The sequence below is a fragment of the Gordonia sp. WA4-43 genome (genome assembly GCF_020520305.1).
GTDB lineage: Bacteria > Actinomycetota > Actinomycetes > Mycobacteriales > Mycobacteriaceae > Gordonia > Gordonia hongkongensis.
In genome coordinates this window covers 1,412,829-1,424,897 of record NZ_CP084736.1, presented here as the reverse complement: position 1 = coordinate 1,424,897, position 12,069 = coordinate 1,412,829, and the positions used below count along the sequence as shown (strand labels likewise).

At 64.7% G+C, this 12,069-nt stretch carries 13 protein-coding genes, 1 pseudogene and 1 other annotated feature; of the genes and pseudogenes, 5 read left to right on the top strand and 9 right to left on the bottom strand.

The window, feature by feature from the left end; translation table 11 throughout:
• The first annotated feature begins 69 nt into the window (after positions 1 to 69).
• The gene (locus LEL84_RS06395) at positions 70 to 1,275 is read left to right on the top strand and encodes an RtcB family protein (protein ID WP_226513602.1); all 1,206 of its coding nucleotides are present in this window, start codon (positions 70 to 72) and stop codon (positions 1,273 to 1,275) included.
• A 101-nt stretch (positions 1,276 to 1,376) separates the two neighbouring features.
• Here LEL84_RS06395 and LEL84_RS06390 read toward each other — a convergent pair whose 3' ends face one another.
• From LEL84_RS06390 to LEL84_RS06360, 7 genes are all read right to left on the bottom strand, one after another.
• On the bottom strand, positions 1,377 to 1,574 hold the full coding sequence (locus tag LEL84_RS06390; protein ID WP_226513601.1) for a CsbD family protein: 198 nt from the start codon (positions 1,572 to 1,574) through the stop codon (positions 1,377 to 1,379).
• Positions 1,575 to 1,644: 70 nt separating this feature from the next.
• Positions 1,645 to 2,193 carry an alkaline shock response membrane anchor protein AmaP gene (locus LEL84_RS06385; protein ID WP_226513600.1) on the bottom strand — a complete coding sequence of 183 codons (549 nt, stop codon included), beginning with the start codon at positions 2,191 to 2,193 and terminating at the stop codon, positions 1,645 to 1,647.
• Positions 2,190 to 2,780 (bottom strand): DUF6286 domain-containing protein, encoded by a 591-nt coding sequence (locus LEL84_RS06380; protein ID WP_226513599.1) that lies wholly within the window; start codon positions 2,778 to 2,780, stop codon positions 2,190 to 2,192. The genes LEL84_RS06385 and LEL84_RS06380 overlap by 4 nt, the downstream gene beginning before the upstream one ends.
• Positions 2,777 to 3,325 (bottom strand): Asp23/Gls24 family envelope stress response protein, encoded by a 549-nt coding sequence (locus LEL84_RS06375; protein WP_226513598.1) that lies wholly within the window; start codon positions 3,323 to 3,325, stop codon positions 2,777 to 2,779. The genes LEL84_RS06380 and LEL84_RS06375 overlap by 4 nt, the downstream gene beginning before the upstream one ends.
• Complete coding sequence (locus tag LEL84_RS06370) at positions 3,318 to 3,497, bottom strand: DUF2273 domain-containing protein (protein ID WP_226513597.1); 180 nt, start codon at positions 3,495 to 3,497, stop codon at positions 3,318 to 3,320. Before LEL84_RS06370 ends, LEL84_RS06375 begins: the two co-directional genes overlap by 8 nt.
• Positions 3,494 to 3,844 carry a hypothetical protein gene (locus LEL84_RS06365; RefSeq protein WP_226513596.1) on the bottom strand — a complete coding sequence of 117 codons (351 nt, stop codon included), beginning with the start codon at positions 3,842 to 3,844 and terminating at the stop codon, positions 3,494 to 3,496. Before LEL84_RS06365 ends, LEL84_RS06370 begins: the two co-directional genes overlap by 4 nt.
• Positions 3,844 to 4,356, bottom strand: a complete 513-nt coding sequence (locus LEL84_RS06360; RefSeq protein WP_226513595.1) for an Asp23/Gls24 family envelope stress response protein — start codon at positions 4,354 to 4,356, stop codon at positions 3,844 to 3,846. Before LEL84_RS06360 ends, LEL84_RS06365 begins: the two co-directional genes overlap by 1 nt.
• A 124-nt stretch (positions 4,357 to 4,480) precedes the next feature.
• Here LEL84_RS06360 and LEL84_RS06355 point away from each other — a divergent pair, with 124 nt between their 5' ends.
• A complete protein-coding gene (locus LEL84_RS06355) occupies positions 4,481 to 5,143 on the top strand; it encodes an RNA polymerase sigma factor (protein WP_226513594.1) in 663 nt (220 codons plus the stop codon).
• Complete coding sequence (locus LEL84_RS06350; RefSeq protein ID WP_226513593.1) at positions 5,136 to 5,615, top strand: hypothetical protein; 480 nt, start codon at positions 5,136 to 5,138, stop codon at positions 5,613 to 5,615. Before LEL84_RS06355 ends, LEL84_RS06350 begins: the two co-directional genes overlap by 8 nt.
• Positions 5,616 to 6,043: 428 nt before the next feature.
• On the opposite strand, the gene LEL84_RS06345 is transcribed toward LEL84_RS06350, so the two are convergent.
• Together LEL84_RS06345 and LEL84_RS06340 are read right to left on the bottom strand one after the other, a co-directional pair.
• A complete protein-coding gene (locus tag LEL84_RS06345) occupies positions 6,044 to 6,895 on the bottom strand; it encodes a TIR domain-containing protein (protein WP_226513592.1) in 852 nt (283 codons plus the stop codon).
• Positions 6,896 to 7,542: 647 nt separating this feature from the next.
• Positions 7,543 to 8,825, bottom strand: a protein-coding gene (locus LEL84_RS06340; protein ID WP_226513591.1) for an IS3 family transposase whose coding sequence is annotated in 2 segments (ribosomal slippage) — positions 7,543 to 8,537 and positions 8,537 to 8,825 — 1,284 coding nt in all. Because the reading frame shifts where the segments join, the coding sequence is not laid out codon by codon here.
• Positions 8,419 to 8,547, bottom strand: a sequence feature (AL1L pseudoknot). It overlaps the preceding gene by 129 nt.
• 488 nt (positions 8,826 to 9,313) lie before the next feature.
• Here LEL84_RS06340 and LEL84_RS06335 point away from each other — a divergent pair.
• Positions 9,314 to 10,619: pseudogene (locus LEL84_RS06335) on the top strand (IS256 family transposase).
• 827 nt (positions 10,620 to 11,446) lie between these two features.
• Positions 11,447 to 12,004, top strand: coding sequence for a hypothetical protein (locus LEL84_RS06330; RefSeq protein WP_226513590.1), 558 nt, complete (start codon positions 11,447 to 11,449; stop codon positions 12,002 to 12,004).
• Positions 12,005 to 12,069: the final 65 nt, after the last annotated feature.

Genomic DNA, 12,069 nt, shown 5'->3' with positions numbered 1-12,069 from the left:
CCGCCGAGCGGATTCGACGGTGTGATGGGCGAGCCCGTCGACGCGGGCGCACACGAGAGGAAGAACTCCATGCCGACCAAGGTGTCGCCCAAGGTGCTGAACTACGCATCGCACGTGGACGACAACACCCTGACCCAAGCGGCCGAGACCGCCCGGTTGCCGTTCGTGCACCCGCACGTCGCCCTCATGCCCGACGCCCACTTCGGGAAGGGCTCCGCGGTGGGCACCGTCATCCCGACGACCGGCGCGGTGATTCCCGCGGCCGTCGGCGTCGACATCGGCTGCGGCATGATCGCGGTGCAGACGCGCCTGCGCGCCGCGGACATCGACGGAATGGACCTCGGGCGACTGCGGAGGACGATCGAGGACGCGATCCCGCTGTCGCCCGGCAACTACAACCGCGGTCTGGACCGGTTCGAGTTCACCCGGCCACGCATTGATGCCCTCGCCGAACAGGCGACGAAAGACGGTGTCGACCTGTCACATTCGCCGAAGTGGCGGGAGCAGCTGGGCTCGCTCGGCGGTGGCAACCACTTCATCGAGCTGTGCCTCGACGAGGGTGACGTGGTGTGGCTGTTCCTGCACTCGGGTTCGCGGGGCGTCGGCAACAAGATCGCGCAGAAGCACATCAAGATCGCGCAGCGATTGTGCCGCCAGTGGTGGATCAAGCTGTCGAACGCCGACCTCGCGTACCTGCCGCAGGGGACCCCGGAACTCACCGCTTACCTGCGGGATCTGTCCTGGGCGCAGCGGTTCGCGTTCGAGAACCGCGCGGAGATGATGGACCGCTTCGTCGAGGTGTTCGGGAAGTGGTTCGCAGACAACGCCTCTGGTGGCGCCGCCGAGGGAAAGGGATCCTTGGAGGTGGACCGGATCAACTGCCACCACAACTACACCGTGCGGGAGACGCATGCGGGCCAAGACGTCTGGCTCACCCGGAAGGGTGCGATCGACGCCCATGAGGGCGTACGGGGCGTCATCCCGGGTTCGATGGGTACACGGTCGTATGTGGTGCGCGGCAGGGGAAATCCCGCGGGCCTGTGCTCGGCGCCGCACGGTGCCGGCCGGCGGTTCTCGCGGAGCGAGGCGCGGAGGCGGTTCACCGCCGACGATCTCGCCGCCCGGATGACGGGGATCGAGTACCGGCACGGCGAGCAGTGGGTCGACGAGATCCCGGACGCTTACAAGGACATCGATCAGGTCATGGCCGACGCCGTCGATCTGGTGGACATCGAGCACACCCTGCGGCAGATCCTCAACGTCAAGGGGACGTGACCGGTCCGGGTTCGCCCCGAACAGATCGAATCCCGAAGGTGCTGAGCACCTTCGGGATTCGTCTGTCGCCGCCGGCCGGGGTGTGGGGCCGGCGACGATGATCACTTGCCGGTCAGCTTGTCCTTGATGTTCGACGCGGCGTCCTTCACGTTCTCCACGCCGTCTTTGACGGCCGCGGAGAGCTGATCGCCCTTGCCCTCGCTCTTGAGCTGGTCGTCACCGGTCACATCGCCGGCGGTCTCCTTCGCCTTGCCGGAGAGGTCCTCGGCCTTGTTGCCGACCTTGTCGCTGAATCCCATCGTGACTTTCCTTTCATTTCTTTCTCGGACGACTGCCTCGGACGAGGCGGTCTGTCGGTCTGTGTCGGTGTCATCTGTCGAGGTGGATGAAAGCCTGGACGTGGACTCCGGAGTCGCCGAGCGCGGTACGGATGGCCGTGACGGTCTCCGCGACGGGCGCGGTGATCTCGTCGAAGCTGCGATTCGGCGTCGCCGACACCTCGAGTCGGATGATGCTGCGCGACCGGTCGTCGATCGCCTTCGCGGTCACCTTCTGGAACAGCGGGTTGCCGGCCAGTTCCGTCGCTGCCGCGTTCGCGATCAGTTTCGGTGCGACGGTGAGCGCTCCGGTTTGATCGGAACCGTCGAGCAGGGCGTCGTCCACTGCGCGGGGCCGTACGTTGGTGGCCAGCAACAACAGGCCCCAGCCGATCGCGACCACGGTGACGCCGGCCAACACCCACACCCACCAAGACGCCTGGGCGGCGTCGAGAGCGGCACGCTCGTCGAGACGGTCGACCCACCCGGCCACCGGTTGGGCGTCGACCTGCGAGGCCACGGCCGCGGCGCCGACCGCGATGAGCAGCAGTGCCACGAGTCCGATCGACAGTCGATGTGCGGTTGCGGGAAGACGGTTCATCGGACGCTCCTCGGTCCTCGATCGCGCACGCGCACCACAACCCGCGGTGACGAGGCGAGATCGGCCGCCACGGCGGCGACCGTGCTGTCGATGAGGGCGGGGTCGACGACCTGCCTCCGCACCCCGACGGTGCAGGTCACCTTCCGTCGCGTCACCACGGTGTCGGCGTCGAGTACGCCGGGCAGGTCGGACACGGCGGCGCTGCAGCGTCGCGCGACGTCTCCGGGACGGGTCCACATCCCCCCGCCACCGGCGAGTTCGAGGTGGGTCCGGCGACGAGGCTTGACCGCGATCCACAGCAGAACGAGGCCCACCACGATCAACCCGATGGCGGCGGGCCACATCCAGTTCTGCCACTGCAGTTCTGCGACCCACTGCGCGGCGGTCACCGACCACGGGCGACCGTCCAGCCAGTTGGCGTCGACGGCGATGTCGCGTACGGCTGCCGCGCCGAGCGCGATGAGGGTGAGCCCCAACGCTGCGCCGGCGATCGCGGCGCCCGGGAGGGCGGCGGGTGGGAACACGTCCCCCGGATCGGGTTCGTGCTCGTGAGGTGCGAGATCCGGTGCCGGTGCGGTCTGCGTCATCGTCGTACCCCCGTGTCGATGCTGATGGTCGGAGTGAGTGCGTCGGTGTTGTCCGGGTCTTCGGGGCGCGGGTCGTTGTCGTGAACGTGGTCGTCAACGTCGTCGTATTCGGGCTCGTCGACGACCGGCGGCAGGTCCACGTAACCCTTCTGCAGGCGTCGGATCGCTTGTCGTGGCTCGAACTTGGACACCGTCACGTCGACGCGCAGCGGGACGATCCCGGCGAGTCGCTCGACCTCGGCGGCGACGTGATCGCGTGTGCTGCGGGACACCTCGGCGACCGCGCACGGCCATTCGAGGGCGAGGGACAGAGTGATCCGGGCCCCGCCCGCATGAACGGCCGCGTCGGGAAAGGACCGCTCACCGACGACCCCCAGAACCGACCCGACGCCACCGCGATGGCGGACGACCCCCGGGATGTCGAGAGCTGCTCGGGCCGCGATCTTCTCGATCACGCGATCGGCGACGGTGAGCGTGCCGGGCGGCGAGTCACCCGCGGTCGGATGCGCATCCCGCGCGGGCCCGCCGGATTCGTGCTCAGCCACGACCCCGGCTCCGCAGGAGTGCCCCCAGATCGATGGCCCCGTCCCGGTTCAGTCCCAGCACGAGTCCCGCGGCGCCCAGCACGACGGCCAACAGGAAACCGGCCAGCCCGCCGGCGACGGCGGCCAGAGCGAGGAGCAGGCCGACGAACAGGCCCACGATCGCGTTGTTCATTGCGGTTCACCATCTTTCGGAATCGGAGTCGGAGTCGGCGTCGAGGTGACGCTGATGTCTGCCACGGTCACCGTGACGGGTCTCGCGGCGAGCTCCTCGGTGACATCGCGTACCCGCGCGGCGGTGCCGTGGAGGTCGTACGCGGCGTCGACGACGATGTGGACCTCGCCGTGGTCGTCGGCGAGGGACACGCCCGGGACCCGACGCCCGGGGAGATACGTGGCGATCTCCCCGAACAGGCCGCTGTGCAGGTCACGGACGCCCGGTACGGCGAGGACGGCGGTGGCGAGGCGTTCCGCCAGCGGGCCCCCGTCGTCGGTCTGCGCCGCCGGGAGGTCCGACGTCATCACTGGACCCGCGGCGTGGTGTTCGACTCCTGCTCGTCGTCGCCGAACGCGATGTCGTGCACGGTGATGTTGACCTCGGTGACCTCGAGGCCCGTCATCTGCTCGATCGCAGAGACCACATTGCGTCGAATGGCGGCTGCGAGTTGGTGAATCGCGACGCCGTACTCGGCCACAATCGAGACGTCAACGGCGGCCTGACGCTCGCCGACCTCGACCTCGATGCCCTGGGTTGTGCTCACCGTCGTGCCCGGCAGGACGTCGCGGACCCGGCCGACCACGCGCTCGGTGGTGCCGCCCAGGTCGTGGACACCGTCGATCTCGCGCGCGGCGATGCCGGCGACCTTGGCGACCACGATGTCGGCGATGGAGGTGCGTCCCCGGTCGCCCGACGAATCACGGCGGGCGAGGGCACGGCCGGCGGCGGCGTCGGTGGCGTCGGTGCGCGACGCGTCGACGGTGGCAGCCTCGTCCTTGGTGGCGTCCTTGGTGGTGGTGGTGGCGCTTGCGGACATGTCGAACTCCTTCGGTCGTCGTGTCTTCTTCGTAGACGGACCGCGTTCGGATGATGCGCGATCGCAAAGGCTGTTCACGATCCGTCTGTAAGGTCAGTCGGGACGGACGGGGGGAGTTGCACGCATGAATACCGGTGATTCAGCTCACAGACAGCCGCTCGACCTGTCTGCGCTGACCCTTTCGGGGCTCGGTGATGACGAACTCGCAGGCGCGGCCGCAGTCGGCGACACCGAGGCGTTCGACGTGCTCGTCCGGCGCGTGACCCCGGGTCTGCTGCGATACATGCTGCGGATGGTCGACGGTCAGCAGACCGCCGAGGACCTCACGCAGGAGACCTTGCTCGACGCGTGGAAGGGGCTGCCCGACTTCGCTTTCCGGAGTAGCTTCCGCACGTGGATGTTCGCCATCGCGCACCGCAAGGCGGTGGACTACCACCGCCGCCGACGCGACGTCCCGTTCGACGACGAGCGGTTCGCCGAACTCGAGGCCGCCGGACCGCTGCCCTCCGACATGGCCGAACGGAGTCTGCTCATGGATGCCCTGCGCGCCGAATTGGACAATCTCCCCGCCAATTCGCGCGCCGCGTGGTGGCTGAAGGAAGTCGAGGGGCTTACCCTCGAGGAAATCGGACAGGTGTTGCGCATCACCACCGGATCGGTGCGCGGTCATCTCCAACGGAGCCGGAAGTTCCTGTCGACCCGTTTGGCGCCGTGGAACCCTGGTAAACCGAGAATCACACCGACGGAGACCGTCGACGACGCGGAGGGAGGCGAGGTCGGTGCCTGACAAGCACGGACGCGACTTCGAGGCCACCGACGTCGCCGACGCCTGGCTCGTCGAGGCGACACAGCAGATCGCCGCCGACGAACCCATCGGTGACGTCGATCGGCTGATCACCTCGATCTCGGGCAGCCTGCAACGGATTCGGCGGCCGGCTCGGACCCTGGCGACCGACGAACTGCGCGTCAACACGAGCGACCGCGTCGTCAAACAACTCATCGCCGTGCGCACCCGCCGCGAACTCGGCCGCCTGACGGTCTTCGTGTCGGTCGACGGCACTGGCGACACCGTCGACGGCGTGCGCGTCGGCCTGATCGCCCGGTACGCCGACGACCTGCCCGCGCTCTCCGACGAGGTGCGCGACATCGTCGACGACGTGCTGATCGACACCCTCGGGACCGAGAGCAGTGCTGCCGCCCGACGCAACATCTCGGTGCGCTGGCAGGACGTGTACACCCGAGAGTGGTTGAGCCGGTAGCGGTTCACAGTTGCGAGTCGCGATGGGCGCGCGGTTAGGGGCTATGTTATCGGTTGCGATCGACTACATAGGCGATCTTCGCCATCGAGCTAGTTTCCCGGAAGCGTTCATGCTGATCTCACCGTCGCGCTTTGGGCGCGTATGTGCCCAGTGTCGATGTCACAAGCGCGGCGGCCACGGCCGCACACCTCGCGACCCGATGGCTGAATACCGGCAGCTCGACGTCGGACGTCGTGACGGCTGGGTTCACAGGAGAGTGATTGTTGACTTGGACGTCGTCTCAGAGACACACGGGAGTGCGGGTTCTGAATGTGGGCAGGGGTCGAAGACAGGGCCTTGATCGCTTCGCGACGACTGCGGCGGCAATTTTGATGCGCAGGAGTTGGCCTTCACGTGCGTGCCATGTCAAGAAAGCCTCAAGATAGACACTATCGGTGGGTCCTTTCACGGACCGCATCGAGAAGCGGGCTAGTTGCCGCCTCCGAATGGGTGATGATTCTGTATGGCGCGTTCCAGACGGCGCTAAGTGCTCGTTCGTATATCTGAATCTCTTGTTCGGTGAAGTTCTGGCCGTCTTTAATCTCGAGCACCATGTTCGTATATTGGGTCTCACTCAAGCCATAAAATCTAATTGAGTGGATATTGGCCGAGGCTATAATTCGCGCTGCGATCTCGTCCCTGGCCTCGGCATGCGCGAGGGTTGCGTTGTTCTTTGCTTCATTTCGCACGATCTCAAGAATTTCGTCGACCTTGGTTTGATGGGAGCGCGCTGGCGTAGCGCTGGGTGTCGCCTTCGCCTTCGATAGTTTACGTTCGAGACTCGGCCAGGAATTCTCAAAACGCTCTGTAACCGGAGCTTCGTTCTTTTCAAGAGCCCTGGCAAGAGACCTCGCTAGGCTGCGCAGGCCTTCTTTTTCGAGATGGATGGCCTGGAACTGACTGAGAGTGGATGGAAGGTCGCTCGTATTCGTGAAGTCGACCATCACTGGGACGACTCGACCACGCTCGTCATTGACGAATCGTTGTCCCAAAGCGCCGGCCTCGAAGTTCAGCCACTCACGGTCTTTGTTCTCAAGGGTAACTACAACTATGCCGAACTGAGCAGCGGTCAGCTTGGTGTTGACTTCATGTAACCAACCCATGCCAGCCTGGATGCTTGTCGACGATGCCCAGGGCTCGATGTCGTCGACCAGCGTCGGTAACCACTCTTGAATGACCTGGGCTACTGCTTTGGCTAACTCGCCAGACCAGCTCACGAAGACAGTTTTATCCGTAGGCATGGCGCTGAGGTTAGCAGCGAGTTCGACCAACGTACCCCTGCCGCGCGCGCGGAGACTGTCTCTCCAGAGACTTCGGTGCTAGCACCGAAGCGGCATGACAAGCTGCGGGATGGTAAAGCTGCTGCCATTTACATTCTGGAAGGCCAAGTGCTGCGCGGTTATAGCTTAGTGGAACGGGGCAGCTACGAGCTCCCGAAGCTGGGCAAGGAACCACCGCCCGTAGATGGCGGATCAGTGGGTTCGGTGGGCTCGGTAGGAGGATCAGGGTCTACAGGCTCCGGAATTACAGGCGCCGGAATGGTCCAGAGACCAGCGCCCGGTCCGGGGCCAGCCGCCCAGCCTGTACCGCCGATCAGGCGCTCAGCTACCACACCATTGGCTCTCACTACCTCGGTCATCTGGGTGGCGATACCGCGGCCGGCGGCGCGATGTATGAGACGGACCCAATCGCCCTCTTTCAGGTCCGTCCGAACGACGGTGTGACACCACATTCCTCCGGGATACGGGTTATTGGGAACTTGTTCGACCCAGGTGTCGAATGGTGCATCCCCTATCCGCGGACCGTGCCAGGTTTCCTCGGGCGCGTCGCCCCACGGGTAAGTATTCGCTGGTTTCTCTGAATCGCCCCGGGTTTGCTGGAGGCTCGGTTAGTTGGTTCCAGCGTTTGCGGGGACCGGGTTCTCACGGTAGCTGGTGACGGTGTGGGTCGACCAGTAGGCGCTCTCGTACTCGACGGGTGGGACGTGTCCGATCTCGCCGTGCAGGCGGCGGTGGTTGAACCATTCGACGTACTCAGCGACGGCGATCTCGACCTCGCCCACACCTGCCCAGCCGCCTCGCGGGCGCATCACGGGGTTACGGATGCATTCGGCTTTGAACAGCGAGTTGAACGCCTCAGCCATCGCGTTGTCGTATGAATTCCCTTTGGAGCCAACAGATGTCACCGCTTCGGCTTCGGCCAGTCGTTCGGTGTAGCGGATGGCTCGGTATTGCACTCCGCGGTCGGAGTGGTGGATCAGCCCGGCCACGTCGTGGCCGGCACGCGACCGTGCCCACAATCCCATGTTCAGGGCGTCGAGGGCGAGGTCGGTGTGCATGGTGGTCGAGACCTGCCAGCCGACGACCATCCGCGAGAACACGTCCAGGACGAACGCCGCGTACACCCAGCCCGAGTGGGTGCGGATGTAGGTCAGGTCCGCCACCCACAACGCGTTCGGTGCCGCCGCGGTGAACTGACGGTTGACCCGGTCAGCCGGCCGGGGTGTTTCAGCTCCCTCGCTGCGCGTGGTCTTGCGTGTCTTGAGTCTCGCTATCCCTTGCAGCCCATCGGCTTTCATCAATCGCTCGACGGTGCAGCGGGCAACACTATGGCCCTGTCTGCGCAATTGGGCATGCACCTTGCGGGCACCGTAGACGCCGAGGTTGTCGGCATGCACCGCGCGGACCTGGGTAAGGAGCTCCCGGTCACGCACCACACGAGGCGCCTCGGTCTTCTGGGGGCTCAGGTGGGCTCGTACCGTGGACGGAGCGATCTGGGCGGACGTATCGCGCAATGCCGCACAGACCGGATCGACTCCGTGTTCATCGCGGTGAGCCGCGACGAACTCCACGATCAGCGCTGTGGGCGGTCGATCTCCGCCGCAAAGAAAGCCGAAGCCTGCTTCAAGATCGTGTTCGCTCGCCGCAGTTCACGGTTCTCCCGCTCCAACGCCGCGATGCGGTCAGCGTCCTCACTCGTGGTGCCCGGGCGGACCCCGCCGTCGATCTCGGCCTGACGAACCCAATTGCGCAACGCCTCGGGATGGACTCCGAGCTGATCGGCGATCCGCTTGATCGCACCTCTCGACGAATCGGGATCTCGTCGCGCTTCACATGCCATCCGGGTGGCCCGGTCCTTGAGTTCCTCACTGTACTTGCGTGGTGCTGCCATGCTCTCCATCCTTCACAGGTTCGAGAGCCTCCGACAGACCCGGGGCGGTTCACTCGTTTACTTGAACGGCAATTTTGTTGCCCTGTTTCACGTCGGCGCAAAACCGGGCGTTGTACGAGACGGTGGCAGCGGGATCGGCAGACGCTACGCCGACTCCGCTAGTTAGGGCGATGCCCGCAATGGTCAGGATGGTGGCGGTGAGGGCTCTGGACAAGATGTTCCCTTGTGATCGGCTGCAAATATGAGTCCGGGATCGGTCGATGAACTAGGCGACGCTGTAGGTGATTTCAGCGCGTAGTGGCTTCCTTGATTGCCTCCACAACTCGTACACCGTGCTCAATGACGCCACCTGTCAACGGGTAGGACGATTCGACGGTGACGGTAATAGCGCCGACAGTCTGGGGTTATCAGTCCACGGTGGGACTGTCGTGAGAACGGTGTAAGTGGCCTTACCGCCCTCGGTGTGTCGGGGGCAGGAAGGTCGCATCATGACCGACACTCTTGTGGCTGTGGAGCCATCTGATGAACACGATGACGGGATCGTCGAGGTGCCTGCGGACCGCAGCGTCGATGAACGCGAGCTGGTCCGCCAGGCCCGGGAGGCCGGGGGTCCGCCTGACCGGTCCGGATGGGTTGCTCAAAGCGATGACCAAAACGGTGCTCGAGACGGCGCTCGATGAAGAGATGTCTGAGCATCTCGGTTACGACAAGCACGACCAGCGTGGTCGCGGGAGTGGCAACTCGCGCAACGGGTCTCGGTCGAAGACCGTGCTGACTGATGCGTGTGGGCAGGTCGAGATCGATGTCCCGCGGGATCGGGCGGGCACCTTCGAGCCGCAGATCGTGAAGAAGCGCCAACGCCGCTTGACTGATGTGGATGAGGTGGTGTTGTCGCTGTATGCCCGTGGGCTCACCACCGGTGAAATCAGCGCCCATTTCGCCGACATCTACGGTGCTGCGGTCTCCAAAGACACGATCAGCCGGATCACCGACCGGGTGCTCGAAGAGATGGCCACCTGGCATGCCCGTCCGCTCGAACGCGTCTACGCCGCGGTGTTCATCGACGCCATCCATGTCAAAATCCGCGATGGGCAGGTAGGGCCCCGGCCGATCTACGCCGCGATCGGGGTGGATCTGGCCGGGCATCGTGACGTGCTCGGGATGTGGGCAGGTGAAGGCGATGGTGAGTCGGCAAAGTACTGGCTGGCGGTGCTTACCGAGCTGAAGAACCGGGGTGTAGCCGACATCTTCTTCCTCGTCTGCGACGGGCTAAAAGGCCTGCCGCAATCGGTCGGGGCGGTCTTTCCCGACACGGTGGTGCAGACGTGTGTCATCCATCTGATCCGGGGCACATTCCGCTATGCCGGCCGCCAGCACCGCGATGCTATCGCCAAGGCGATCAAACCGATCTACACCGCCCCCACCGCTGCAGCCGCGGCCGAGGCGCTGGATGCGTTCGACGCCGAGTGGGGGCACCGGTACCCGGCAGCTATCCGGTTGTGGCGCAACGCATGGCAAGAATTCATACCGTTCCTCGACTACGACATCGAGGTCCGTAAGGTGATCTGCTCGACGAATGCGATCGAGTCACTCAACGCCCGCTACCGGCGCGCAGTGCGGGCTCGTGGGCATTTCCCGAACGAGCAGTCGGCGCTAAAGTGCCTGTACCTGGTGACCCGGTCGCTCGATCCGACCGGCACCGGACAGAAACGATGGACAATGCGGTGGAAACCAGCACTCAACGCATTCGCCATCACCTTCGCCGACCGCATGCCGGCCAGCGAAGACAACTAACCGAAAACGCCACTTACACCGTTAATCTGATACTCCCTCCACGGTCACCTCCTCACGGTCTGAAGAGACATCCGTATGAACGCCAGGTTGGTTAGCGGCTTCGTGGAGGGCATTGGCCCTGTGTTCGTTCATTCTCTCGACGTTTGAGGGGGTGGCGAGGGTGGCGTCGGTCATGCTCACGGTCCTCCGTGAAGTGTAGAAGTCGTTGAGAAATCGTGTGTTTAGAGTCCGAGCCAAGTGCGACACCGGCCATAAGGGCCTGCAGTTCGTCGACTTCGCCGCCGGTCGCCAAAGTGAGTGCTTGGGCGACTTCGCGGCCAAGTTGGTGGAGTGCGTCGGAGCGTTCAGGGTCAACGGACTCTTCCGGTTGCCAGACAGCGTTATGCAAAGACTCGGCATGGTGGTGATGGGTCCTTGTCCGGAGAGGTCCGAGGCATGGTGGATGAGGGTTTCGCCGCGTGGGCAGTCTGTGTGTTGGCATTGCGCCGTCTCGCCCTCCGAGGTTGCTACCTGGACGGGAACACCGAACAGTTGCACAGACTGTCGCAATCGAGGCATGTCCAACAACAGCGGAACATCAAATTGCTGCGTTTTCCTGGGGACACTGGTGCGCGCAAAGGGATTCGAACCCCTGACCGCTGGTGTGTAAGAGCGAGCTCATGTGTTCGAGCAGGGTCGGCGATGGTCGCCTCGATCGGCTCTGACCAGTGTAAACAGGCTTTGCCGGTCGGTTCCGTATTGGCTTGGTCGTGCGGTTCTTGGCACACTCTCGGCACACTGCGGGGATTCGGGTGTCCTGCTGGCGACGGGGTCGCTACGGTTCCGACATGGACTGGGGCACGTTGTCGTCGTGGATCGCGGCCGGGATCTCGCTCGCGTCACTCGGTGGTGTCATAGTGCGGGCGTGGTGGACTCGCTCGACGGTCGACTGGGAGTTCGCCGGCGAGGTGCGGCCGGCGCAGGGTGGTCTGCGGTTCGCGGGCACGGTGAGCAACTTCGGCGACGGGCCGGCGCACCGTGTGGTGGTCTACGTGCATCGGCCGGGCGCAGACCGGGCCGAGCGGATCGGGTTCGCTGCGTTCGTCGAGCCGGGTACCAGTGTTGAGTGGTCGACGGTCCTCGCGCTCGACGATCTCGACGACGGTGCCACACTGTCGGTCGGGTGGACACCTCCACCGATCCGCCGGCGGTCCGAGGTCGAGACGCCGAGATGGCCGATAGTCACTGAATCGGTGTGGTCGCCAGATGCCGAGATCGCTAGGGCCGCAATGGGCAACCGACGGCGGTACGTCGCCGAGCACGGTGCCGAGCATCGCGAGACATGGACACCTGGTAGTGAGTTCGACGACGAGGCGATAGGTGATGGTGATTCCTCGCGAACGTGACCGCCGGTCACAGCTGCTGCCAACTGCGGAGGCAGCGAAGCAGGCCTACCTTGAGGGGCTGAGTT

Bases quoted from the DNA above. Each gene is read 5' to 3' on its own strand.
- LEL84_RS06380 (WP_226513599.1), bottom strand. From the start codon at position 2,780: ATGACGCAGACCGCACCGGCACCGGATCTCGCACCTCACGAGCACGAA.
- LEL84_RS06330 (WP_226513590.1), top strand. From the start codon at position 11,447: ATGGACTGGGGCACGTTGTCGTCGTGGATCGCGGCCGGGATCTCGCTC.
- LEL84_RS06360 (WP_226513595.1), bottom strand. From the start codon at position 4,356: ATGTCCGCAAGCGCCACCACCACCACCAAGGACGCCACCAAGGACGAG.
- LEL84_RS06355 (WP_226513594.1), top strand. From the start codon at position 4,481: ATGAATACCGGTGATTCAGCTCACAGACAGCCGCTCGACCTGTCTGCG.
- LEL84_RS06390 (WP_226513601.1), bottom strand. From the start codon at position 1,574: ATGGGATTCAGCGACAAGGTCGGCAACAAGGCCGAGGACCTCTCCGGC.
- LEL84_RS06370 (WP_226513597.1), bottom strand. From the start codon at position 3,497: ATGAACAACGCGATCGTGGGCCTGTTCGTCGGCCTGCTCCTCGCTCTG.
- LEL84_RS06395 (WP_226513602.1), top strand. From the start codon at position 70: ATGCCGACCAAGGTGTCGCCCAAGGTGCTGAACTACGCATCGCACGTG.
- LEL84_RS06345 (WP_226513592.1), bottom strand. From the start codon at position 6,895: ATGCCTACGGATAAAACTGTCTTCGTGAGCTGGTCTGGCGAGTTAGCC.
- LEL84_RS06385 (WP_226513600.1), bottom strand. From the start codon at position 2,193: ATGAACCGTCTTCCCGCAACCGCACATCGACTGTCGATCGGACTCGTG.
- LEL84_RS06365 (WP_226513596.1), bottom strand. From the start codon at position 3,844: ATGACGTCGGACCTCCCGGCGGCGCAGACCGACGACGGGGGCCCGCTG.